The organism is Lachnoclostridium sp. An131 (assembly GCF_002160825.1).
Classification (GTDB): domain Bacteria; phylum Bacillota; class Clostridia; order Lachnospirales; family Lachnospiraceae; genus Laedolimicola.
Genome location: NZ_NFLI01000025.1, coordinates 1 through 24,992, shown reverse-complemented (window position 1 = coordinate 24,992; position 24,992 = coordinate 1). Strand labels below are relative to the sequence as shown.

Here is a 24,992-nt window from a genome sequence, read left to right as displayed (position 1 = left end):
CCCCTTTTTCCGGAAACGGAAATCCCCATATAAATGCATGCTGTGCAAATGCATGCCTGAAATTTCATTGACGCCTCTTTCACAAAATGCTATAATAAGCAGGTACAATTCCATAGAAAGGTATTAAGTGCCTGTCCAGGCGCTGCTGTTTGGGCGGGAAAAGGGAATCAGGTGCAAGTCCTGAGCGATCCGGTCACTGTAAACAGGGAGCATCCCCCGCATAATCCATTGTACGGAGAGTCCGTATGAGAAGGAAGGGGAAGATGTGTCGATCTGTAAGCCAGGAAACCTGCTTAATGCTGAAGGAGAAACTTCCGAAGAAAGTTCAGTTCCTGTTTAAAAAGATTTTATCTTTTTATGTATGTCTGTCTTCTTTTGGAGCAGGCATTTTTATTTATGGAATGCTTTATGTGTGGAACCGTACAAACCACCGGAACAGGGAGGCGCTGGCAACAGGTCCCGGCAGGCTGTGACGGCATTCGGCCTGCTGCACCCTGCAGTATTTTCTATTTGCGCTTCCGCGCTGTTTCCCGATATGGAAACGGCAGCTGCACCGGTAATATGTAAGCATCAGCCACGGCAAAGCTCTGTTTTTTCAATTCTGTTTCCCTGTACAGATCCCTGCCCTCTCCAGGCGGGGAACAGATGAGAAAAAACCGGACCTTCCGCGGCTGGTGCTTTTTTCAGGCGCAGCGCTTTTCACACGCCGCAGCCTCCCGCAGCCAGAAAAATGTAAGGCAGACGGCTGCAGCCAGCCATGCACACGGATATACGGCGGCTACTGCCTCCAGGCTGTCCCATGCCTGCGTAAATGCGAAAAGAAGCAGCGTACGCAGCACACACAGACAGAGCAGGATCACCGCCATAGGCAGCATGGAATTGCCGGTGCCGCGGAGCGCATCTGCATGAACCTCCAGAATCACATACAGCCAATAGAACGGGAAGGTCACATGGATAATCCGCAGTCCTGTCTCGACCACCGCCGTATCCTGGGAAAAAAGGCCAAAGGCCAGTCGCCCGAATACCATCAGCAGCACAGACATAAGAACCGTATAGGAAATCCCCATGCCAATGCAGCTCTTTACGCCTTTTTTCATACGTCCTGTCTTTCCTGCGCCCAGGTTCTGGCCCACAAAGGTCGTGGCTGCCTGGCCAAACGCTACAATCGGAAGATACAGAATCAGTTCTACCTTAAAATAGGCTGTGAACGCCGCGATCACACTCACTCCTAAGCCGTTGATGGCCGTCTGAACAAAAATATTGGAAATGGTAATCACCATATTCTGAAGCCCTGCCGGAACTCCAATCCGGAGAATTTCTCTCAAAATATCCCCGGAAATGCAGATCTTCCCCAGCTCCAGGCGGTACGCATCCTCTCTTCTCATCAGATAAACGACAGAACCAAGACCTGCTGCCAGCTGCGCTCCAAACGTAGCCCAGGCTGCGCCATCCACGCCCATCCCCCAATATTTCATGGTGATCCAGTCAAAAGCAAGATTGATCACGGCTCCCAGAAGCTGAAACAGCATGGGGGTACGGGAATCTCCTCTGGCCCGGATGATCCCAGAGTTCATATTATAGAGAAAAAGCGGAAGCATACTCAGAAGGTATATACGGATATAGGCAAGCGCCTGTTCGAGAATTTCTTCCGGCGTATTCATCCAGAGCAGAATCCGGCGGGACAGCAGCAGTCCTGCCGCTGTAAGCACAATGCCGCCGATCAGCGAGATTCCCATAGCCGTATGAACCGTCTTCCGGATCTTTTCTCTTCTGCCCTGTCCCTCCGCCAGGGAAATTACAACGCCTGTTCCGATCGAAAGCCCCGTAAAAAAACCCACGATACAGCTCGTAAGGAGAGAGCTTGCGCCCACAGCCGCCGTAGCCTCCGTTCCCAGAATATTTCCCACAAACAGCAGATCCACAGTATTGTAGAGCTGCTGGATAAGGCTCGCCCCCAGAAGAGGCAGAGCAAATAAAAAAATCTGTTTTCCTGCGGGACCGGTGGTCAAATCCCTTCTCTGTGTTCTGGCATTCATACTCTGCTCCATTCTGCTCTTCGGCACTCTTCCCCCGGCACTCATTTTTTGCTCCATCCCGCTCTTCGGCACTCTTCCCCGGCAGTCCTTCCAACCTCAGGGCATCACACCGTAGGCCGTCATCGGGCCGCCCTTCACTACAGCCAGGCTGACCGTCTGATACAGGATCATGCCATCTGCCCTGGCTCTGCACTCATACAGGACATTTCCGAAATAATCCCGGATCTCTCCAAGCACAGCTCCCTTTTTGAAAAAGTCTCCAGGGCGGAAAACCGGATACCATAAGCCTCCTTCCGGTGCGTTTTCATAGACCGCTTCCTGAAAGACAAGCTGTGTCCTGACCGGACCGCTCTCTTCCTCTTCCGGATTCAGAATTTTCAGGTAGGCCAGGATTCTCCGCACATCCTTTTTGTCCAGATCCACCTCTTCCCGGCTCCAGGCGCCCAGGCCTCCGCGCTCAATCAAAACGCTGGGAATTCCCATGGAACTGGCGTAATTGTAGGCTCCACCCGTAGTATGCCGGGATTCCACCAGATATTCTGCATCCACCCGGCGCGCCATCTGAAAGGATGTTTCCCGCACAGCCTCCTCCACCGGTCCCACATAGTAAGCATAATTCTGCATCTCCTCGTACCCGTCTCCGGAATGCAGATCGATATAATAATCGGCCTTTGAGAAAAGCTCCGCAGTGATCGTATGGCAGATCTGATCGGCTGCCGTCCCTTCCGCCGCTCCCGGAAATTCCCGGTTCAGGTTCTTTCCGTCCTCATAAACCACGCTCATGGTCCGATGGGCAAAGCCGCTTACATTGACAAGGGGAACGATGATCACCGTCCCCTTTACCTGCTCCGGGCAAAGCTCCTGTGCAAGCTCAACAGCCGCCTGGATGCCTACATATTCTGCGCTGTGGATTCCAGCAGTGACAAGGGCCGTCCGTTTCCCCTCTCCGCGGATCACAGTCACCGGAAGCTCCAGCCCGCATCCCTTCACCTTCAGATACCCGGACTTTTTTTCCCCTCTGTGTATTTCCAATGTTCCTAATTTCATCCTGTACTCCTGCTTCTGTTCTTTTCTGAAACGGGGGCAGAGCCCGGCACATCCTACTCTGCCGGTTGGATCTTTGTCGTAATCCAGTAATAATCCATCGGTGTAATGTCTGCGCCGCTTACCGCGTCCGTACGGCTCGCAAAGGTACTGTTGTAATAGCCGTGTACCAGCGTGGCCGCATCGTCAATCAAAAGCTGCTGCATTCTGGTAATCAGTGAAAGCTGCTCGTCCGCATCCGTCTCAGCCAAAAGCTGCTCATAAAGAGCGTCATACTCCTCGTTCGTGTAATAACCATAGGAATCCGAATTGCCGGAATACCAGTTTCCAAGAAAGCCTGTGGGGTCTCCGGTAGGAACCACGTTGGCATTTGAAGTAATCATATCGAAATTTCCCGCGCTCTGATTTGCCAGGGCCGTGTCATAATCCTGTACCGTCACAGTACATCCGATGCCGATGGACTCCAGCGTAATCGCCACAGCCTGAGCGAACTCATCCAAGTTTCTGCTCGAATATGCCAGATAATTCAGATTGATATTCTGTCCGTCAAGCTCCCGGCAGCCGTCTCCATCCGTATCCACGATACCTGCCTCGTCAAGTACCTGAACGGCCTTGTCCAAATCATAAGCATAGGGATCCGTCAGCTGGTCATAACCGTAGGACAAGGAAGACGGGAGCACAGAGCAGCCCGCCGTATACATGCCGCCCACCGTCACCTCACACATGGTCTCATCATCCACCGCATACTGAATCGCCTGACGCAGTGCCTCATTTCCGAGGATGCCGTTGAAATTAAAATAAGAATTTCCGAGACGGACGCCTGCCGTCGTGGACACATGATAGGCCGGATCTGCTTCCAGCTCCGCCAGGTCGCTGGGAGTCGTGATATTCTCCGCCAGATCCACATCGCCGCTCTTTAAGGCCATAGCCTTTGTGGAGCTGTCCTCTGTCAGATAAATGCGGATCGTATCATAGGGAACCTCTCCGTCCCAGTAATACTCATTTTTCGCCAGATCCACCGTAGAATTCTCCGAGACAGCCGTCACATAATAAGGGCCTGTGCCGATGACTTCGCTGTCAATCACGCTGGTATCCACAATGGCGTACCAGGGATACGCCAGAATGCCCGGCAAGTTCACGGTCTGGCTGTCACACACCAGCGTCACGGTTCCGGCCGCATCATCCGCCTCAATGGAAGCAAAGGTCACATACTGGGAGGGCGTGGAGTTTCCGGTGCCGTCAGCCTCAGCCGCATACACTCTCTCCAGAGATTCCCTTACCACGGTGGGCGTCACCTGATTTCCGTTGGAAAACCGTACCCCATCCCGGATATGCAGCACCCAGGTCGTGTAATCCTCCGTCTCATAGGAATCGCAGAGGGCGTTCTCCACGACTACATTCTCATCAAAGCGGAAAAGGCACTCGCCCACGCCGTAGCGCAGGAAACACCAGCTGGAATTGACGTTTGTAACCGGATCCATGGAATTGGAATAGCTGTAGCAGCTGAAATTCAGATGCGTTCCGCCGGACGCGGAAGGTTCGGTTCCTGTCTGAGAACCATTTTCTGAGTCTCCGCAGGCCGCAAGCAGAAATGCCATGCCTGCGATCAGCGCTGCCGCCACCGTTTTTTTGAGCCCTGTCATAATAAAGCCTCTCCTTTCCTGAAAGCCGTCCTGCCATAAATATATGGCAGCCTGTGCCTCCTGCCTGCTCATTTCATTTGTTTGTACGATGCTTACGGGAAAGGAAAACAGAATTTTCTATCAGAATGCCATGAAATTTCCATGCACGAAAAAAATTGCTTCTCATCGCCCGTAAGAATCAATACCTCTATCAGTTACAAGCAGTTCTCCTGACTTAAGATCAACGCCTCAAAACGCCTTCCCGGGCCTTCCGCCCAGTGGCATAGCCATGCTCTGAGACTCCCTATCACAGTGACGGGATCGTACCGGATTCCCACCGGTTTCTCTATGAATCCTTGCGGAACTTGTAACGGCTGGTTCAGAAACCAGCAGACTGTCTGAAATTTTTCTCTTTTTATAATAAGATGCTGCTGCCGGCCCTGTCAATCTCTTTTTCTTCTGTTCACAACAAATCTATACCAATGCTGCTGTCAAAAGCTGCCTCCAGGATATTCCGTCCCAAAATCATATTCATCCGGAAGCTGTCAGCCGCCTGCAGACTTTTTGATCCTTTCGTGATAAAAATAATTCACGACAACCGGCAGCGCGGTAAATGGCTTCCATGGCCGCAAGCCGACGGGAAATGGGAGCCGCCCTGTCCATATCCGCCCTGAAAGCTTCATCCAGCGTATTGACTGACCAGGAGACGCGCGCATCCGGAAAGGTTTTGATTAACTCCAGATCGCGAAGCACCAGATCGCTTTTTGTGGCGATGCTGAGCTTCGCACCGCTCCCCTGCAACTGCGTAAGCAGGGCTCTTGTACGCTCAAATATTTTTTCCTGAGGAAGGTAAGGTTCTGTCACAGAACCGATAAACAGCTCCTTTCCCGCATATTTCCCCGGATTTCTGATCTCCGGCCAGACCTTCACATCCAAAAAGCTCCCCCACGGCTCCTCGTGGCCTGTAAACCGCTTCATAAAGGACGCATAGCAGTATTTGCAGCCGTTCAGGCAGGTATCATAGGCTCCGATATCCCGGCTTTCCACACAGTGGCAGCCCTGCCGCATACCTTTGTGCTTCCGGTTTTTAAAGGTGAGCCCATTGGCCTTTCCCAGAATGTCAAGAGTCATACAGCTGGAAGCATGGATGCCGTAACGGCTGTAGTCTCTGTCTGTGCCACAGGTCTGGATACAGATGCCGTGTCTGGCGGCAATGGAACCAAGGCCCCGCGCCAGAACCTCCCTGTCTTCTTCTGTCAGAAGGACCGGATCGTAGCGCCAGGCTACGCGCTGTTTTCCCACCAGTCCGGAAAGCTCAGCCAGCGTCTCCATACTCTCTTCGATTGAAGGCACGCCTGGTTCGATCTCTTTGCCGTAGGCTGTGATCGTATAGTGAAAATAGGTATGGAAGCGCTCTGTGATTTCCTGCAGCCGCGGCAAAATCAGTAATCATTCCTGTTATCGGCTTTATTAATAAGAATTGCTTTTCCTTCAGAAATACACTACAATATCCTCAGAACATCAGAGAAAATACTACACAGGAGAACACCTCATATGAACATCGAAATCATCCCCGCTCTGTCGGATTTACAGAAAGAGGCTGCAGTCCGGCTCTTCTCTGAATATACGGATATGCTGGTCGCCGGCGACCCTTCCGTCCGAAATTATCTGGCTATTCAGCATTATGAGAAAGAGCTGCTACATCTGGATGAAAAATACGGGCCGCCCTGGGGCAGGCTTTATCTGGCATACTGCGGCGGAGAGCCTGCCGGATGCATCGCGCTCCGGAAGCTGACGGATGTGGACTGTGAGATGAAACGCTTTTTCGTACGTCCGTCCTTCTGCGGCCGCCATATTGGACGGCAGTTAATCGAAAAGCTGGTTGAAAGCGCACGGGAAATCGGTTATTCCCACATGCTTCTGGATACACTGCCTTTTCTGGAGCATGCAGTTTCCCTTTACCGGAGCTTTGGGTTCTATGAGATCCCCTGCTACAACGACAGTCCGGTGGAAAACACGATTTTTATGAAGCTTGATTTGGCATAACACCTCGTTATTTTCAAGGAGAAAGCGACATGGATTATATTCCTCTGCTTGCCCTGGGCATTCTTCTCATTGTCCTGGGGTACTTCAATTTCAAAGGAAATATTTCCTCGATCCACTGGTATAACCGCCGGAAGGTACTGCCTGAGGATGTACCCAGTTACGGAAAGGTTATGGGGATCGGGACTATTATTATTGGTGCATCCCTGATGCTTACCGCTGTCCTGCAGATGCTTTTCGAAGCAGAAGCACTGTATTCTATCACCGTGGCCGGTACTGTCGTCGGTCTCGGCTTCATGCTGTATGGCCAGATCAAATACAACCACGGTATTTTTTAATTATATACCCTTAATTGATAAGGGTAACTAAACCAGGTACAAAAATAAGGGAGGAGCTGCGAATGATCATCGAAAACAATCCGAAAGAGCTGGAAGCCATGCGGGAATTTCACAAAGGGAACCGCCAGGAGGGCCTTCGCCTGCAGGAAGAATTTGCGGCAGAGTTCCGTGAGGAATACAGGGACAAGGATCACTGCCCCTGCAAAAAAGCCTGCCGCTACCACGGGAACTGCAAGGAGTGTGTCGCCATTCACAGAGCGCATCAGGAGCATGTGCCTAACTGTCTGAGGCCCATGCTGAATAAGAAGATAAGGCTTCTGTCCGAGCTGACCGAGCACAGCCTTGCAAGCGAGATCGAACCTCCGAAAGAGGTTCTCCGCAAAGAATTTCAGGAGAAAGCCCCTGGCTGATTTGTGCCCGGCTCCGGAACTGCTGCTATCAGAAAGCCGGGCTGAAAAACGGCAGAAAATTGGAAAGAAAACGGGCAGAAATGCCGTCTTACACCGGCAGACTTTTTTCCGGTTCTTTTTTATAATCAGAATATCATCCAGTTCATCTGAGAAAAAATTGCGGAGGGAACACATATGACATTGGGAAATCATTTATACAACGCACGGAAAAAGAATGGCCTGTCTCAGGAGGATGTGGCCGCAAAGCTGGGCGTCAGCCGCCAGACCATCTCCAAATGGGAGCTTGACGAGACGCTTCCTGATATCCGCCAGGCCAAAAGGCTGGCAGTCCTGTACCGCCTGTCTCTCGACGAGCTCATCGATTTCGATATCGACGTAAAAGAAATCGAACGGGTAATCGAAAACACAAGCGAGGAGACCCAGAAGAAAATCGACTGGACAAAAGCCTGGAGCAAAAAATATCCGGTTCTCGGCGTTTACCAGCAGACTGTGGACGTGGAAAAATACGGACGCGAGCTTCAGAATCTTCTGGGACAGCTCAAAAAAGAATACGGCTACAACGATCTGGACGCCCTTCTGGTACTGAAGGATATTCTGGGGCGCGTGTGGAACAGGAAGGAAAGAACCTGATTCAGTATCTCCAGGCGTCTCCCTGCCCGCTCTCGTAAAGCCGGCGCTGTCTGCCCGGAGACTGCCCGTATTTCCGCTTAAACAGGCGGTTGAAATAGGACAGATTGTCAAATCCGCTCATCTGCGCGATCTCCAGGATGGAAGCATCTGAGGTCTTAAGAAGACGCTCTGCTATCGTGAGACGGTAATCATTCAGATACTCGATAAAGCTGATTCCCATATGCGTCCTGAAAAATTTCATAAAATGAGACTTGCTGTAAAAGGTCAGCGCCGCCATATCATCAATGGTGATATGCTCGGCATAATGCTCCTCCACATGCTTCAGAATCATCTTAATTTTCTCCAGCGGCCGGGCATGATACACCGGAGCCTGATTTTCCTGACGGTGGGAAATCAGATGGAACAGAAACTGAAACAGGAGCCCTTTCACCGCAAGCTGATACCCTTCCGGGCGCTTTTCGCAGAGCCGGTCTATGCGGCTGATGCAGTCCGAAAGCTCCAGAAAGCCGGAAAAGGCCGGCGTGATAAAGGAGGCGCATCCAAGCTCTCCTCTCATCAACGGGCCGATAAACTGCTCCGCACACAGATCCCCCTCTCCGGAAATGAACAATTCTTTTTTCAGAATGATATTTTCGTACTCCATTTTCTTCGTTCCGCTCTGTTCGATGGAGTGGAGCTGTCCCGGCCGGATAAAGACCATATCTCCGGCTCTGACAGCCTGCCTGTCAAAGTCTACGGAAATGAGTCCTTCCCCTTTCTGAATGACAACCATCTCAAGCTCCTCGTGCCAGTGAAGCGGCACCTGGGTGAAGTCGAGCGGTATGGAACAGAGGTAGGTATTGTAGGGAAAGCCGGCCGACGTATGAGACTTTGCTTCATGGTAATTCTGGTACTCACTGAGATTCACAGACCCTTCTCCTTTCTTCAGATGATAGTATTGTACAATAACAGAACCGTATTTTGCAAGAAATTCGGGGAATCTCTGTTTAAAATAGAGATAAAAGGTTTTCGTACATTTTGAAAGGAGATTTGCAATGGGTATTCAGGAAAAACTGGAGCACTATCTTGGAAAGCCTGTTTCTCAGGCTGAAAACAGAGAAATTTATTCCGCGCTCCTGTCTCTTGTCCAGGAAATAGCGGCAGGCAGAGAACGGACGGATGGAAAAAAGAAGGTTTACTACATTTCAGCAGAATTTCTGATCGGAAAGCTGCTCTCCAACAATCTGATTAATCTCGGGATTTACGGAGAGGTCAAGGAGATTCTGAAAAATAACGGAAAAGACCTCTGCCAGATCGAGGAATTTGAACCGGAACCCTCCCTGGGAAACGGCGGACTGGGACGTCTGGCCGCCTGCTTCCTCGATTCCATCGCCACGCTGGGCCTGGCCGGAGACGGAATCGGGCTGAATTATCATCTGGGACTTTTTAAGCAGGTATTTGAGAATCATCTCCAGAAGGAGACGCCGAACCCCTGGATCGAGGAGCAGTCCTGGCTGAACAAAACAGATGTGACCTATCCCGTAGAATTCGGCGGCCTGAAGGTCACTGCGAGAATGTATGATATCGAAGTGACGGGCTACAGCAACAGAACAAACAGGCTTCACCTTTTTGATCTGGATTCCGTGGATGATTCCATTGTAGCGGATGGAATCGATTTTAATAAGGAAAACATTGAAAAGAACCTGACCCTCTTTCTCTATCCGGACGACAGCGACGAACAGGGAAGGCTTCTGCGCATTTACCAGCAGTATTTCATGGTCAGCAGCGGCGCTCAGCTCATTCTGGACGAGTGCACAGCCAGGGGATGCCAGCTTTATGATCTCCCTGACTACGCGGCGATCCAGATCAACGACACGCATCCGACCATGGTGATTCCGGAGCTGATCCGTCTGCTCACAGCCCGCGGCATGGATATGGACACAGCCATCGACGTGGTATCCAGAACCTGCGCCTATACCAACCATACGATTCTTGCGGAAGCTCTTGAGAAATGGCCCATCGCTTATCTTAAAAAGGTCGTACCCCAGCTTGTGCCGATCATCGAGGTGCTGGACGACAGAGTAAGAAGAAAATTCGATGATGAAAGTACAGCCATCATCGACCGAAACGATACCGTCCATATGGCGCATATCGACATTCACTACAGCTTCAGCGTAAACGGCGTAGCTGCCCTGCACACCGAGATTCTGAAAAATTCGGAGCTTCACAACTTTTACCGGCTCTACCCGGAGAAGTTCAACAACAAGACAAACGGAATCACCTTCCGCCGCTGGCTTCTCCACTGCAATCCGCTCCTGACAGAATTCCTGGATGAAACCATCGGGGAGGGCTACAAAAAGGACGCGTCCGAGCTGGAAAAGCTGCTCGCGTACCAGGACGACGAAAAGGTGCTCGAAAAGCTTCTGGAAATCAAGCAGAAAAACAAGGAAGCTCTGAGCACATACCTGAAAAAAACGCAGAATCTGGAAATCAGCCCGGATACCATCTTTGATATCCAGATCAAGCGTCTCCATGAGTATAAGCGCCAGCAGCTGAACGCCCTCTACATCATTGACAAGTACCTGGAAATCAAGGCCGGCAAAATTCCTGCCGCTCCTGTCACAGCGATTTTCGGGGCAAAAGCCGCTCCCGCCTATGTGATTGCCAAGGATATCATTCACCTGATTCTGTGCCTGCAGGAGATCATAAACAACGATCCGGAGGTCAGCCCCTGGCTCAAAGTCGTCATGGTGGAAAACTACAATGTGACGATGGCGGAAAGGCTGATCCCTGCCTGTGATATCTCCGAGCAGATCTCTCTCGCCTCCAAAGAGGCCAGCGGTACCGGAAACATGAAATTCATGCTGAACGGAGCCGTCACCCTCGGCACAGAGGACGGAGCGAATGTGGAAATCCACGAGTGCGTCGGCGACAACAATATCTTTGTGTTCGGCGCTTCCAGTGACGAGGTCATCAGCCACTACGCGAAAGCCGACTACGTGGCCAGGGACTATTACGAAAAGAATCCGGCCATCAAGGCTGCTGTCGACTTTATTACAGGAGAGGAAATGCTGAAGGTCGGCTGCCGGGAAAATCTGGAGAGACTGCAGAACGAGCTGATTGGAAAAGACTGGTTTATGACCCTTCTGGACTTCGATTCCTATAAGGAAACGAAGGAGCGGGCGCTTCAGGCATGGACCGACCGGAAGGCCTGGGCAAAAAAGGCTCTGGTCAATATCGCCAAGGCTGGCTTCTTCTCTTCCGACAGGACGATTGAAGAGTACAACCGCGATATCTGGCATCTGTAAGGATTACTCGTCTGCAGACAAACACGCCACAGATAAATAAAAATTTTTCATGTCATCATAGCGTCGGTGTGCCAAAGGGCAATACGTCCCCGGTACACCGACGCTGCATTCCAGTCAGAAAATCTCCTGCTTCCGAGGCAGGCTTTCCGGCAGGGAGCTTTTTGCCCTCCGCCATTCCCTTTACTTATATTTTACCTTTACTTTACGGAATCTTTATATTACCCGGTTCCAGTTCCTTCCGATATCCTGTATAATGATGTTAATTGCAGTCTGCTTTACAGACACCGACACACACAGCCATAAAAGATGTGTGTGCCTTTGTTGATCAAAAAGCAGAAATTTATAATGCAGCGGCCCCGGTTTTCAGAAGAACCGGCCGTATTCTATATACAGGGGGAAACTGTTGTATGAATGATGAACACAAAATCATCCAACAGGTGTATGCAGCAAAAGAAGACATGAAAGCGGCAGACCGGCTTATCGGCTCCTATATGCCGTTTATCAAGGCGGAAACCGCAAAATTTCTGAAACGCCCGCCCATGGAAGGGCACGACGATGAACTGAGTATCGCCATGATCGCTTTCCATGAAGCCATCCGCGGATACTCCCATTCCCGCGGCGCATTTCTGAAATACGCGGCCATGCTGATCAAAAGCCGTCTGATCGATTATCACCGCAAAGAGCAGAAGCACAACAATGTAATTTCTCTGGACACTCCTGCCGGCGAAGAGGATACGCCGCTTGGAGATACGATCGCGGACGAGGCCGACCACAATGAGAATCTTGTAATCCGGGAGGCCACCCGCACGGAAATTGAGGAGCTTACCAGACAGATGCAGGAGTTCGGCGTCAGCCTGACGGACGTGGCGGAGAACTGCCCAAAGCAGCAGCGGACGCTGGAGGCCTGCCGGAAAGCGCTCTGGTATGCCAAAGAGCACCCTGAGCTTCTGGAAGAGCTCCTTCAGACAAAGCGTCTTCCCATCGCCCGCCTCTGCGAGGGCAGCGGTACGGAGCGCAAGACGCTGGAACGCCACAGAAAATACATGGTCGCTCTTTTGCTGGTCTATACCAACGGATACGAAATTATACGCGGACATTTAACACAGGTAATGAAAGGAGTGGCAGTGTGATGAATTATATGGTTATGGAATGCCACCCCAGCTACGCGGTCCTTCTGGACGAAGAGGGCCGGTTTCTGAAAGCGGCCAACCTTCACTATGAGACAGGTCAGATTGTACACGACCCGGTTCTGATGAAAGAGGAGCCCGCGAAACAGCGGAATCTGATGCGCTGGGCCCGCAGCGGCATGGCCGCGGCGGCAGCCTGCTTCCTGCTGCTGATTGGCTTCAATTATTACCAGAATAACGTTGTCTCCTACTCTTCCATCTATCTCACCATCAACCCGGAGGTTCAGATGGAGCTGAACCGGAAAGGCAGCGTGGTTCGGCTGGACGGCATCAACGAAGACGGAGAAGCACTGCTGGAGGGCTATGACGGAAAAGGCAAAGACAAGGTAACCGTAACCGACGAGCTGATAGACAGGGCCATAGAAATGGGCTTTCTGTCGGAAGGAGGACAAATCTCCTTCTCTATCGACGCTCCAGACGATGCTCTGATTCAGAAATACGGCGAAGAGCTGCAGACAGAGGTGCTAAAGCATCTGGAAAACCGTTTCACAATAACAGTCGAAATCACAAATTATCAGACCGGAGAGACCGAAAGTACCCAGAGTACCCAAGAAACGGCCGCCCCCGCTGCGGATGACACCGATTACGGCCCTAATAACGATGGCGTCACCGACTACAATGATACCGACTACGGCCCTAACAACGACGGCGTCACCGACTACAATGACACCGATTACGGCCCTAACAACGACGGCGTCACCGACTACAACGACACCGACTACGGCCCTAATAACGACGGCGTTACCGACTACGACGACACTGACTACGGCCCTAACAACGACGGCGTCACCGATTATACGGCTCCGGCCGAGCCCGTGACGGAGGCTCCCGCTTCCGACAACTCAAATTACGATGATTCGAATTATGATGACGGCGGCGACAGCGACAGTGATGACGACGATGACGGTGATGACGACGACAGCGATGATGACGATGACGGTGATGATGACGATGACGGTGATGATGACGATGACGGTGATGACTGATATCTTTCCCCTTGCTTCCACATACAGGCGGACGCGGCTTTGTCCGTGTCCGCCTGTATGGCTGAAAAACAGAACCAGTCCCCGAAAATTCTCCCTTAAGATTGGAATTTTAAAATTCCGAAAAATTTTTTAAAAAATTTTATGGATTACCCCGTTTTTCCAGATCGGCCGTCGTAATCTATAAGTGTAAGGTAAAAGAAAAGCGTTAGAAAAAAAACAAATCACAATGCATTGTATAAAAACGCTCAACTCATTATGAAAAATCAAAAAAATGAAAATCGAGAGGAGAAATGAAATATGAAGTTTAGAAGAACATTTTTGGTAACGGTCTCTTCCCTGGCAATTCTTTCCACTGCCCTTCTGACCGGCTGCGGCAGCCAGCAGACAGCATCCGACAGCAGTACCCAGACATCCGCTGAGGAAATCACAGCAGAGGCTCCCGCCGAGGCAGGAAGCACCGCGCTGGCCGAAACAGGAATCCTTGTTTTGAGCGTCAACCCGGAGATTCAGATTGATTACGACAAAGAAGGTATCGTCACTGCAATCACAGGAAGAAATGAAGACGGCAAAAAGATCGCGGAAGCCAGCCAGGATGAGATTGGCAAGAACTGCGACGAGGTTCTCAAAAACTTGATTACGGAAATTCATTCCGCCGGCTACTTTGTAGAGGATATCGACGGACATCAGAAAAATATCGTCGTTCAGATTGAACCCGGCTCCGTGCTTCCCAGCGACGACTTCCTGGAGAGCATGAGCGCCAGCACACAGAGCGCAGTCAAGGGCTTAAACCTGACCTCTGATATCGTAACGATTGACGATGACGACTACGACCCGACCTATACCACAGCGGAAAAGCTCTCTCCCTATATCACTCTGGAGAAGGCAAAGGAAATCGCTCTGGCCCAGGCCGATGTCAGCGCAGCTGACGCCGTATTCGACGACAAGGAATTCGACCACGACGACGGAACTGCCATTTTTGAACTGGAATTCACCGCGAACGGCGTAGAGTACGAATATGACGTAGACGCAGTGACCGGCAAGGTCCTGAAGGCAGAGCACAAGGGCGGCTCTCAGACCGGAACTCCGGCACAGACCTCCACAGGCAGCACCAACTACGACGACACCGACTACGGCCCCAACAATGACGGTGTGACGGACTACAATGACACTGACTACGGCCCCAATAACGATGGCGTAACCGACTACAATGACACCGACTACGGCCCCAATAATGACGGTGTGACGGACTACAACGACACCGACTACGGCCCCAATAACGATGGCGTAACCGACTACAATGACACCGACTACGGCCCCAATAACGATGGCGTAACCGACTACAATGACACCGACTACGGCCCCAATAACGATGGTGTGACTGACTATGGCAGCACCAATTACGACGACGGCGGCACTACCAACTACGATGATGGCAGCACCAACTATGACGACAGCGGCACTACCAACTACGATGACGGCAGCACCAATTACGGCAGCACCAATTATGACGACGGCGGCAGCAACTACAGCGACGATGATGACGATTAATCAGAAAACGCCCTGACGCCCCAACTCCTTCCATGAGGCAGAAAAGATGAGAAAACGCTGGCACAATAACAAACTCTTCCTTTGTACGGCAAGCCTGTTCATACTGCTTATCGTTCTGCTGATATCCGGCGGAGAGCCTGAACCTTCCGAGGCAGGCTCCCCGCCGGCCTATGCGTCGAAGCTTTTTGACGACAGCAGGGTACATACGATAGACATTCAGATTGACGACTGGGGCGGCTTTGTCCGAAACGCGGCAAAGGAAGAGTATGTATCCTGCGACGTCACAATCGACGGAGAGACCTTCCGCCACATCGGCCTGCGCGCCAAGGGCAACAACTCCCTGCATCTGACAGAGGACTACGGACTTTACCGCTACAGCCTCAAGCTGGAATTTGACCAGTACCGGGACAGCGGAAGCTACTACGGGCTGGATAAGTTTTCTCTGGACGCTTCCTTTCAGGACAACAGCTACCTGAAGACCTTCATGACCTATGACATGATGGAGTTTATGGGCGTGCCCACGCCGCTGTGCAGCTACGTCCAGGTCACGGTAAACGGAGAGAGCTGGGGCCTTTTTCTGGCCATAGAGGAACCGGAAGAGGCTTTCGCCCGCAGAAATTTCGGAAACGACCACGGCATTCTTTACAAGCCGGACTACCGCTCTCTGAATGACGAAAACGCCGATGTGGCATTGAAATACATTGACGACAATCCGGACAGCTATCCCGGCATCTTCGACAACGCAAAATTCGAGCCCTCCAGCACGGACAAAGAACGTCTGATAAAGGCCCTGAAGACCCTGTCCACGGGCGAGAATCTGGAGACAGCTGTCAACGTGGACGAAGTTCTCCGCTATTTTACCGTGCAGGTTTTCGTCATGAACTGGGACAGCTATATCGGGCACACCGGACACAATTATTTTCTCTATGAAGAGGACGGTATCTTAAGCATCCTGCCCTGGGATTACAACCTTGCCTTCGGCACCTACGCGCTGGGTATGACAGACCCGATCAAGGACCCGGATATCCTGATCAATTATCCCATCCATACACCGGCGGAGGGGGAAATCATGCTGAACCGGCCTCTGTACCACAGGCTGATGCAGCATGACAAATACTTTGCCCTGTACCGTGCATATTTTGACCAGTTTATTTCTGAATATTTTGAAAGCGGGCTGTTTGAAAAGACGCTTCAGGAAAAAGCAGCCCTGATCGCTCCCTATGTGCAGAAGGACCCCACCTCATTCTGTTCCTATGACGACCACAGGCTGGCTGTCGATACTCTGGAGCAGGTCTGTCTGCTCCGGGCGGAAAGCATACGGGGTCAGCTGGAAGGCACGATTCCCGCAACGCTTCGGGAACAGGCAGAACAGCCGGACGCCGGAGTTGACGCCTCCGGTATCCGTCTGGAGGATCTGGGTGACTTCGATGATCTGGAAAACGCAAAAGAAAAGCAGGCCGAGGCGCTGGAACACGTACTCCTGTCGCAGTAACGGTTCCGGCCCGGCCTGCCGGGGGCCTGATATGGATTCGCCCGATATTCATTCACACGGACAGCAGCACGGGCTGTCCGTTTTCTGCGGCCGCCTGTCACATCGGACAGATGTGATTTGCAGGGACCACAAATGCAAACAGATTCTTCTTTTCCGGCACAATCCGGATATTCACATATCTTCCAATTGCAAGATTCTCCAGAACCCTGTCATTGAGATACATCCGCCTTCTGGCCGTGGAGCTTTTCCTGTCTCCGTTGAAAAAGCGGATCGTGATCTCCGCCTCCCGATCGCCCTGTTCCTCATTTCCCGTGAGACGTAAGCCTTCCAGCAGCGCCTTTTTCTCCACCCCGTTCCGGTTTATCTCCCGGCGCTCCTCCAAAGGCGTACTGCCCGGATGCTTGCTGTATTCATGCCTGTCAAGAAGCTCCTGGAGCCTCGCTGCATCCGGATATCGATCAAAGACAGCCTGCGCCCTGTTTTTCGGGTTATAACGGATGGGAACTGCCGCTGCAGGCACGAGAAGCGGGATCTGATGACCTGGCACCAGGCGCTTCAGCGAGGTCTGAAAATAATTCCCCTCCTCATCCAGCGCATTGAGCAGAATCAGCATCTGCGGGACATTCTTTACCACCTTTCCGGTACGGCGCACTTCACTGATAAATCCCACCGTCTGAACCGTACATTTCTGCCTGTATGCCCGGCGGCTCGCCGCGAACATGCCGAATATAGAACCGCAAACATTCATCTCTTTCCCCTCCTGCTCAAGCCGGCTGATAACACAGTCTCTGAAAGCTCTGCTCTTCTTCCGTTATTATACGGCTTTCATTGAAAAAAGCGCTATCAGGAAGCTGTTAAAAGCTTGTAAATTCTGGATAAACCCTCCCCGTTTACAAAAAACCGCTTTTTCTGTATACTGGTACTATCTTTTCAAAGGAGCCTCGCCATGACTGAACAGGAAGCCCGCCGCATCCTCGGAATCTCCGCGGAAACAGATATGCAGGAAATCAAAAAACGCTACCGCCGCCTTATGCTGCAGGCACATCCTGACGCCGCAGACCCTTCCGGGGGCAGCTGCGGCAGCCACACGCTGCGGGCTCAGGAAATCAATCTGGCCTACAGCCTGCTGAAGCAGGGAGGCAGCAGAAACGCCTCTGCGTCCCAGGAGCGCCCGGCAGCCGAAAAAGGCAGCAGCGCTTTTCGGAAAAAGAGCCGCGCCGCATGGAATGCCCCCGTCAACCCGCAGGCATATACAGAACGTGAAATTCTGCATTACGCAGAAGATTCGGAAGGGACTGTCCTCGGAAATTTCTGCATTGCAAGGGGAAAATACCAGTGGACCACCGAGGAGGATTTTCCACTCTTTCTGCTCAGCATTTCCCAATGCGCAAAAGGACTTCTGGACACACTTGAAAACAGCTTTTACGGGCAGGAGGGCTCCTCTGCCTTTTCTCCATCTCCAGCCCGCAGAGCTCTCCGTTCCCAAACGCTTGCAGAGCTTGTCTACCTGCTGGCGCAGCAGTTCATTGACAGCTCTGCTCTGCTGCGTGATCTTTCCAGAAAACAGAGAGCGGATAAAAACGGAGCTTCTATTTTCTATTTTTCAGCCATGCTGGAAACAGAGGCCGGTGCTCCGGCTCCGGAGGAAGGAGCTCTCCTCAGCCCTGCCGGGCTGCGCCGGCACAGACTGTATCTGAAAGACCCATCCGGCCAGCTTCTCGGCTATCTCTCCTTTCCAGATGACCGGCTGTACTATGTGATCATTCCGCTTTTCGAGCAGAGGCGGGTCCAGGTTCGGATACAGGTTCAGGAATCGCCCGGTCCACAGTCCCAGGCAGGAGAAAAAAGCTCTGGCGCAGAAAAGAAAAAAGGCGCCGGCAGATACCAGCGTCTTCATCTCTGGGTAAAGCTTCTCCCCGAAATCGGGAACGGCAGGCCAGAAAGCCTGAACCTGCAAATCGAACAGCTGCTGACACGATACCGCCAGGCTCTCTGACAGCCGTCGTCTCTCAGCCCTGCTGCAGATAGCGTGCCGAGAACTCCTCCGCACTGATCGGCCGGCTGTAATAGTAGCCCTGGCCGTAATCACACTGCAGCTCTTTTATCATTTCATGATCCTCGAGCGTCTCCACTCCTTCTACGACCGTAGGAATATTCAGCTTATGCGCAAGCTGTACGATCTGCTCCATAATCAGCCTTGCATTTCCGTTCTTCCCTTCTGCAGCCTCCTGCAGGAACCAGCGGTCCAGCTTCAGCTCGTTAATCCGAATCTTTCCAAGCGTGTTAAGCGAAGAATATTCGCTTCCAAAATCGTCCAGGGATACCCGGAAGCCTCTTTCCTGAAGCTCCTCGATCTTTCGGTTCACCTCTTCCACATTCTTAAAGGCAAAGCCCTCCAGGATCTCCAGCGTAATCAGCTCTGCAGGGATCTGATATTTCTCCACAAGCTCTGTCAGCCGGAGCAGGTAATCTTTCTCATAAAACGCCCTCTTGGACTGGTTCACAGAGACAGGAACCGGATCCATTCCTTTGTCGATCCAGCTCTTCAGCTGCCTGCACACGGCTTCCACCATATACCTGTCCAGCTGCACGCAGAATCCATTTGCCTCAAACAGCGGTATGAACTGATCCGGATAGATCATGCTGCCGTCCGGCTTAATCCAGCGGACCAGGGCTTCCGCCCCTGCGGTCCTCTGAGAGGAAAGCAGAATTTTAGGCTGCAGAAACAGCCGGAAATCTCCGTCTCTCAGCGCCTGGTTCATATGCGTCTCCACATAGTTGTCCATGATTTCTTTCCGGTGAAGCTCCTTGTCAAAAAACCAGACGTTGTTCTGATGAACGTCCTTTGCCCGCACAAGCGCCAGCATAACATGGCTCATCATCTGATCGAGAGAATTTTCATCGTCATCCTCTGTCGAGATCGCGGCCCCGCAGCACATCAGAATCTGATAGTCCCCATACCTGCCCTCTTCCGCTTTGGACACCTCTTCCATGATCCTTTTCAGACGGCTCTCCAGCCTCTCCCTGTCCGTATCCCTGGAATACAGATAAAAGATATCTGCGTTTTCCCTGCAGAATACCTCCCCGTCCACAAGATTCTGCTCTATCCTGTCCTTAATGCAGCGCAGAACGCGGTCGCCCTGCTCCCGTCCATATATTTCATTGATAAATTTGAACTGATGAACATTCAGCGCAATGATGCTGTAATTTTTGTCGTTCTCGATGTTCTGCTCCACGATCTGGCGAAACCGGACCAGATTGTATGCCCCGGTTATCGGATCATAATACGCCAGCTTTTTCAGGTTCCTGCTGTTCTTCCACATAAGACGGCAGATAAAAGCCAAAAGAAGAAGCAGCAGCTGAAAAATGCCTCCGGCAATCAGCAGTGTTTTGTTCTTTTTTCCCTGTCTTTTCATTCGCCCTCTGCCCGTTTTCCGATGCAGGCGCGCAGATCCTCTACTGTTTCCGCAATCTGCAGCGCCCCGGCCTCCAAAAGCTCCTCCCGGCTTCCATACCCGTAAAGCACACCGATGGAATCCAGCCCGTTGTCCCTTGCTCCCTGGATGTCATTTTCCCGATCTCCGACCATCACGACCTCTGACAGATCACTGATACCCGCACGGTCCAGCGCATACCGGATCACATCGCTTTTTTCCACACGGCTGTAATCCATGGAAGCTCCTGCTATGACGTCAAAATACGGCGCCAGCTTAAAATGCTCCATCACCAGCAGCGCTGCCGGCTCCGGCTTCGCAGTCGCCACAATGGCGCGCCGCCCTGTATCCTTAAGCCAGGCAAGAAGCTCTTCTATGCCATCATACACTCTGTTTTCATAAATACCGGTTTTTATATAGTATTCCCTGTAATAGCCCACCGCTTCATCGCACCTTGCGGGCGGAAAGCCATAATATTTCGCAAAGGAAGCGTTCAGGGGCGGCCCTATAAATTTTTTGAGCACATTGATGTCCTTCTCTTCGATGCCGCACCTTCTCAGCGCGTACGCTACGGCGTTTGTAATTCCAAGACATGAATCTGTCAATGTGCCGTCCAAATCAAACAGAATTGTATGGTACATATCCTTTTCCTCCGCATTTATCTATCTTCATTTTACACAGAAATCCCGCCGCTGGCAAGGACAGACTCTTTCCGTCGGGCACTCTTTCCTCTTATGCCTCTTCCGCTACATATCCGTTTTCCATTGTGATCACGCACTGATACCGGGGATCCAGCTCGCTGACCTTCTCCAGGATCTCCATATGAAGCCTGTCTCTCTCTTTGTCCATGTAGGAATGCGGCACTACCACATCGAAAATCAGGTTGATCTGGTGTTCTCCGTCCACAATGCGGAAATCATGGAGAGAGAGACGGTCGTCTATCTGCTTCAGCACAGAGGACACCTGGTTTTTCAGCTCTGTCACCCTCTCATCCTTTACTGCCACCGGATCCATATGGATCACGAGAAACAGGCCCAGCTTCTTGGCCGCGTCCCTCTCGATTCGATCAATAATTTCATGGGAGGTCTCAATGTCCACATCATTCGGGACCTCCGCGTGAATCGAAGCCAGGCTCCGGGTCGGCCCATAATTGTGCACAATCAGATCATGGCTTCCCAGGATGCCGTCATAGCTCTCCACAAACTCCGTGATTTTTCTGTACGTCTCAGGTTCTACCGGCTGCCCGATCAGCGGCTCCAGCGTATCCCGGGCGATACCGACACCGGCCCACATCACCACCAGGGACACCAGAAGTCCTACAAAGCCGTCGATATTGATGTCTGTAAAATGGAAAAACAGGATTGAGGCTATGGTGGCAAGCGTCGTAACCACATCCCCCATCGCATCCGCTGCCGTCGCCTGCATCACGCTGGAGTTGATTTTCTTCCCCAGCACCCTGTTGAAATATCCAAGCCACAGCTTCACGCACACGGACGCCAGAAGAATCAGCATAGGAACCAGCTCAAAGCTCAGATCCTCCGGATGGCGGATTTTATCGATCGAATTCTGGAAAAACGTAAAGCCCACCTGGAGAACCAGAAATGCCACGACCAGAGCCGCGATATACTCGATTCTCCCGTGTCCGAAGGGATGCTCCCTGTCTGCCGGCTTTCCAGCCATCTTCACGCCTACAAAGCCTATTACAGACGAAGCCGCGTCGGACAGGTTGTTGAACGCATCTGCCATGACAGACACGCTTCGCACCGCCACTCCGACAGCCAGCTTTCCCGCAAACAGCAGCACGTTGCAAATGATGCCCAGGGCACTGGCAAGCACTCCGTAATCGGTACGCACCTTGGCGTCTTCTATATTTTCATAATTTTTCACGAATTTTCTGACCAACAGATGAATCATGATATTTCACTCCTCTATCATAAAAGCAGGCTTCCGAAGCCGGAATGTCTCCTGCTTTCCCGCATTATCCGCCATTGTAGCACAGTTTTCCCTGAATGACAAGAAAAGAAGGGACTTCTGTGCAGCTCTGCCGCAGGGAAGCTCCTTCTTTTCCATTTCAACTTCTGTATTCCATTATTGTCCTGTATCGATCTGCGCGCTGGGATCCGTGGTCTCTCCTGACGCCGCGTCGCCGCCCGTGTCAATCTGCGCCGTCGTATCCGTCGTCGGCGTTCCGTTCGTCAGCGGGCTGATGGCTGCTCCAATCACGTTGCCCGGATGGAGGCTGCAGGGCTTCGCCACAAGCGGTGAGCCTGATACGCTGTTGTCCTCCGGGATCAATGTGATAATACGGTATTCGTGAGTCGGGCAGGCATCTGTCGCGAGTGCACCGCTCTCCACGCAGGCCTCTCCTGTCACATGCACATCACAGTATTCCGTAGGCTGCGTGCCTTCGGCAAAATATTCTGTCCGCATCATTCCATCACAGATTCCCGGAATCGGAAGCTTTCCGGACGCCGAGCACACCGTCGCGCTCGTGATTCCATCAGGCATCTCAAAGCTCTTGTTTTCCAGGTTTTCATGAATCCTGGACATGACCTCTCTCCAGATGTTCAGATGATACCGGGTCTCTCCGGCGCTGCTGTTCAGCTTGTGGTTGTTATCATATCCGGCCCATACACTGGCTGTATAATAAGGCGTAAAGCCTGCAAACCAGACATCAACGTTATCTGTAGTCGTACCAGTCTTTCCGGCGATACTCATACCCGAGAAGTTTGCTCTTGTACCGGTTCCCGAGCTCACTACATCCTGCATGGCGCTGGTCAGAAGCCATGCGGTCGTGTCCTTCAGCACAGTTCTCGTATAAGACGTCGTGTTGTCAATCAGCACATTTCCATCATGATCGAGAATCCTCGTGTAGAATACCGGCTTTGTATAGACACCGCCGTTGGCAATCGTCGCGTAAGAAGCCGTCAGCTCAATATTTTTCACGCCGTTCGTCAATCCGCCCAGAGCCAGCGTCTGCCCGTAATCGTTCTTGCCGTCCTCTGTGGTCTCGGTCTGGATAGTCGTAAAGCCCAGGTTTTCCAGATAGGAGACTCCAAGCTGCGTCGTGATGTCTGTCAGCGTTTTCACTGCTACGATGTTCACTGAATTCATAATACCAGTGCGCAGCGACATCCAGCCGCCGTAGCTTCTGTTGGCGTTTCGAACCTCACGGCCATTTCCATTATTATAGTAATAGGGCGCATCATACTGGGTCGTCGCCAGGGTCATCCCGGCCGAGTCAAGAGCCGGCGCATACGTCGATACAATCTTAAATGTAGAACCAGGCTGGCGCACAGTATCTACCGCCCTGTTCAGGGAAAGGCTGGCGGTCTTCTCGCCGCGTCCTCCCACAATACCCTTCACGTAACCGGTCGCCTGATCCATCACTACCATCGAAATCTGAGGCTGAATCGTAATGTCGATGCTTTCGTAAACCGTATCGCCTTCCTCTACAAGCGCTTCCTTATAGGCCTCTACATGGGCCATCGCATCCTCCTCGCTGTCGAACAGAAGCTCAAAATCCGCATACTCGTTTTCCTGGAAATATTTTTCCATCATTTCCTTGCTGTAGTTAATCTGCTCACCGTCCGGCTTTACCACGGTCAGGGCGTATTCCAGCCCGTACTTGATATTCTCCGGATAATTCTCCGGATCCGAGGTCTCCTCATCCATAATGGCCTGAATCTCGGGATCCTGAGCAGTCTCGATGGTCAGTCCTCCATTGTAGACCAGGTTGTAGGCCTGCTGGGACGTGTATCCCTTTACCTCCTGCAGATCCTTGATGACCTCTTCGATCGTGGCGTCTACATAGTAGGAGTAAACCTCTGCCGTACCCGTGCTTTCATTTGTCGTCTGAATCCGCTCATAGACATCGTCGTCCATCGCCTCATTGTACTCATCCTGAGTGATATGTCCATTCTCCAGCATGGAATCCAGAACCTCCTCCCGCCGGCCCGCATTATCCTCCGGGTGGCTGATGGGATTGTATCTGCTGGGATTCTGGGTAATGGCCGCAATCACCGCAGCCTCCGAGATCGTCAGATCGCTGACGTCTTTATTAAAATACCGGTTGGAGGCAGCCTGAATGCCCAGCGTATTCTGCCCCAGGTTGATGGTGTTCAGATAGGCCTCCAGGATCTCCTCCTTGGTCATGATTTTTTCCAGCTCTATGGCCAGATACTGCTCCTGCAGCTTTCGTTCCACCTTCTCAACAAACGTATCCTCGCTCATGAAGTCAAACACACTGTTTTTCAAAAGCTGCTGGGTAATCGTGCTTCCGCCCTGCGTCGTCTTAAAGCCGCTGGAGATCATCGTCACCGCCGCACGCATAATTCCTCTCAGGTCGATACCGTTATGCTCATAAAAGCGCTCGTCCTCGATATCAATAAAGGCCCACTGCACATGCTCAGGTATATTTTCAATGTCTACCCAGACACGGTTTGATCCGGCTGTGACCAGCTCCGCCATGGTATTGCCTTCCGCATCCAGCATCACAGACTTATAGCCGCGGGGAATTACCGTGGTGCTGTCAATATCCGGCGCGTTATCAATCACACCTTTTACAATTCCGACCCCGGCGCATACGCCCGCAACGCCCACAATAAGCAGGCAGATCAGAAAAGCCTTTATAAAAATAACGCTTGCTTTTTTTCTTACCTTTGTAGCTTTGGAGTGCATCGACTTCTGCTTTTTAGAAGTTCCGCGTTTTCCATAATTCATCTTCGTTCCTCCTCTACATCGTTTCATTATAGCAAAAACTTTCCAAGGAATAAAGGGTAAATTGAAAATTCACAATTTCACATGTTTTTCTTAAGCTGTTATTATGATATAATCCCATCTTTGACAGTTAAGTAAAGAAAAAATCGCTGTATCCCTTGTATTTACTGGGCTACAGCGATTTCTGCCGTTGTTGCGAACTATAGTAATTTATTC

19 protein-coding genes, 1 pseudogene and 2 riboswitches are annotated in these 24,992 nt (G+C 51.6%); of the genes and pseudogenes, 10 read left to right on the top strand and 10 right to left on the bottom strand.

Translation table 11 applies throughout. The features are described from left to right. Positions 1-108: 108 nt before the first annotated feature. A riboswitch (cobalamin riboswitch) is annotated at positions 109-311 on the top strand. Positions 312-683: 372 nt separating this feature from the next. The 4 genes and pseudogenes from B5E77_RS15885 to B5E77_RS17435 form a co-directional block, all read right to left on the bottom strand. Then, on the bottom strand, positions 684-2,036 hold the full coding sequence (locus B5E77_RS15885) for an MATE family efflux transporter (protein ID WP_162609728.1): 1,353 nt from the start codon (positions 2,034-2,036) through the stop codon (positions 684-686). Positions 2,037-2,132: 96 nt separating this feature from the next. Then, positions 2,133-3,083 (bottom strand): M14 family metallopeptidase, encoded by a 951-nt coding sequence (locus tag B5E77_RS15880; RefSeq protein WP_087166345.1) that lies wholly within the window; start codon positions 3,081-3,083, stop codon positions 2,133-2,135. A gap of 53 nt (positions 3,084-3,136) precedes the next feature. Beyond that, the gene (locus tag B5E77_RS15875) at positions 3,137-4,723 is read right to left on the bottom strand and encodes an ABC transporter substrate-binding protein (RefSeq protein WP_162609727.1); all 1,587 of its coding nucleotides are present in this window, start codon (positions 4,721-4,723) and stop codon (positions 3,137-3,139) included. A gap of 182 nt (positions 4,724-4,905) precedes the next feature. Further along, positions 4,906-5,086: riboswitch (cobalamin riboswitch) on the bottom strand. Positions 5,087-5,305: 219 nt separating this feature from the next. Then, positions 5,306-6,142 (bottom strand): annotated as a pseudogene (locus B5E77_RS17435) (DUF1848 family protein); the annotation flags it as partial. A gap of 114 nt (positions 6,143-6,256) precedes the next feature. Between B5E77_RS17435 and B5E77_RS15865 the strand changes: the two are divergent. From B5E77_RS15865 to B5E77_RS15850, 4 genes are all read left to right on the top strand, one after another. Further along, positions 6,257-6,748, top strand: coding sequence for a GNAT family N-acetyltransferase (locus B5E77_RS15865; protein WP_087166343.1), 492 nt, complete (start codon positions 6,257-6,259; stop codon positions 6,746-6,748). 29 nt (positions 6,749-6,777) lie between these two features. Next, complete coding sequence (locus B5E77_RS15860) at positions 6,778-7,083, top strand: hypothetical protein (RefSeq protein WP_087166342.1); 306 nt, start codon at positions 6,778-6,780, stop codon at positions 7,081-7,083. Positions 7,084-7,145: 62 nt separating this feature from the next. After that, positions 7,146-7,493 carry an LPS biosynthesis protein gene (locus tag B5E77_RS15855; RefSeq protein WP_087166341.1) on the top strand — a complete coding sequence of 116 codons (348 nt, stop codon included), beginning with the start codon at positions 7,146-7,148 and terminating at the stop codon, positions 7,491-7,493. Positions 7,494-7,667: 174 nt separating this feature from the next. Further along, positions 7,668-8,123 carry a helix-turn-helix transcriptional regulator gene (locus B5E77_RS15850; RefSeq protein ID WP_087166340.1) on the top strand — a complete coding sequence of 152 codons (456 nt, stop codon included), beginning with the start codon at positions 7,668-7,670 and terminating at the stop codon, positions 8,121-8,123. 1 nt (position 8,124) lies between these two features. On the opposite strand, the gene B5E77_RS15845 is transcribed toward B5E77_RS15850, so the two are convergent. Next, positions 8,125-9,030, bottom strand: coding sequence for a helix-turn-helix transcriptional regulator (locus B5E77_RS15845; protein WP_087166339.1), 906 nt, complete (start codon positions 9,028-9,030; stop codon positions 8,125-8,127). 127 nt (positions 9,031-9,157) lie between these two features. Between B5E77_RS15845 and B5E77_RS15840 the strand changes: the two genes are divergently transcribed. The 5 genes from B5E77_RS15840 (at position 9,158) to B5E77_RS15810 (ending at position 16,623) form a co-directional block, all read left to right on the top strand. Beyond that, positions 9,158-11,410 carry a glycogen/starch/alpha-glucan phosphorylase gene (locus B5E77_RS15840; protein WP_087166338.1) on the top strand — a complete coding sequence of 751 codons (2,253 nt, stop codon included), beginning with the start codon at positions 9,158-9,160 and terminating at the stop codon, positions 11,408-11,410. A gap of 407 nt (positions 11,411-11,817) precedes the next feature. Beyond that, positions 11,818-12,540 carry a sigma-70 family RNA polymerase sigma factor gene (locus B5E77_RS15835; protein ID WP_087166337.1) on the top strand — a complete coding sequence of 241 codons (723 nt, stop codon included), beginning with the start codon at positions 11,818-11,820 and terminating at the stop codon, positions 12,538-12,540. After that, positions 12,540-13,583 (top strand): anti-sigma-I factor RsgI family protein, encoded by a 1,044-nt coding sequence (locus B5E77_RS17040; RefSeq protein WP_162609726.1) that lies wholly within the window; start codon positions 12,540-12,542, stop codon positions 13,581-13,583. The genes B5E77_RS15835 and B5E77_RS17040 overlap by 1 nt, the downstream gene beginning before the upstream one ends. Positions 13,584-13,880: 297 nt before the next feature. Then, on the top strand, positions 13,881-15,131 hold the full coding sequence (locus B5E77_RS15815; protein ID WP_087166333.1) for a PepSY domain-containing protein: 1,251 nt from the start codon (positions 13,881-13,883) through the stop codon (positions 15,129-15,131). Between the two features lie 46 nt (positions 15,132-15,177). Beyond that, positions 15,178-16,623, top strand: coding sequence for a CotH kinase family protein (locus B5E77_RS15810; RefSeq protein ID WP_087166332.1), 1,446 nt, complete (start codon positions 15,178-15,180; stop codon positions 16,621-16,623). A gap of 97 nt (positions 16,624-16,720) precedes the next feature. On the opposite strand, the gene B5E77_RS15805 is transcribed toward B5E77_RS15810, so the two are convergent. Beyond that, positions 16,721-17,371 carry a hypothetical protein gene (locus B5E77_RS15805; RefSeq protein ID WP_087166331.1) on the bottom strand — a complete coding sequence of 217 codons (651 nt, stop codon included), beginning with the start codon at positions 17,369-17,371 and terminating at the stop codon, positions 16,721-16,723. A 198-nt stretch (positions 17,372-17,569) separates the two neighbouring features. Here B5E77_RS15805 and B5E77_RS15800 point away from each other — a divergent pair, with 198 nt between their 5' ends. Further along, the gene (locus B5E77_RS15800) at positions 17,570-18,619 is read left to right on the top strand and encodes a J domain-containing protein (RefSeq protein WP_087166330.1); all 1,050 of its coding nucleotides are present in this window, start codon (positions 17,570-17,572) and stop codon (positions 18,617-18,619) included. Positions 18,620-18,632: 13 nt separating this feature from the next. Here B5E77_RS15800 and B5E77_RS15795 read toward each other — a convergent pair whose 3' ends face one another. The 4 genes from B5E77_RS15795 to B5E77_RS15780 all read right to left on the bottom strand — a co-directional run bounded on the left by B5E77_RS15795 (position 18,633) and on the right by B5E77_RS15780 (position 24,779). Next, positions 18,633-20,039 carry a putative bifunctional diguanylate cyclase/phosphodiesterase gene (locus tag B5E77_RS15795; RefSeq protein WP_087166329.1) on the bottom strand — a complete coding sequence of 469 codons (1,407 nt, stop codon included), beginning with the start codon at positions 20,037-20,039 and terminating at the stop codon, positions 18,633-18,635. Then, positions 20,036-20,698, bottom strand: a complete 663-nt coding sequence (locus tag B5E77_RS15790; protein ID WP_087166328.1) for an HAD family hydrolase — start codon at positions 20,696-20,698, stop codon at positions 20,036-20,038. Before B5E77_RS15790 ends, B5E77_RS15795 begins: the two co-directional genes overlap by 4 nt. 91 nt (positions 20,699-20,789) lie before the next feature. Next, on the bottom strand, positions 20,790-21,971 hold the full coding sequence (locus B5E77_RS15785; protein ID WP_087166327.1) for a cation diffusion facilitator family transporter: 1,182 nt from the start codon (positions 21,969-21,971) through the stop codon (positions 20,790-20,792). A gap of 174 nt (positions 21,972-22,145) precedes the next feature. Beyond that, on the bottom strand, positions 22,146-24,779 hold the full coding sequence (locus B5E77_RS15780; protein WP_162609725.1) for a transglycosylase domain-containing protein: 2,634 nt from the start codon (positions 24,777-24,779) through the stop codon (positions 22,146-22,148). Between the last annotated feature and the right edge of the window lie 213 nt (positions 24,780-24,992).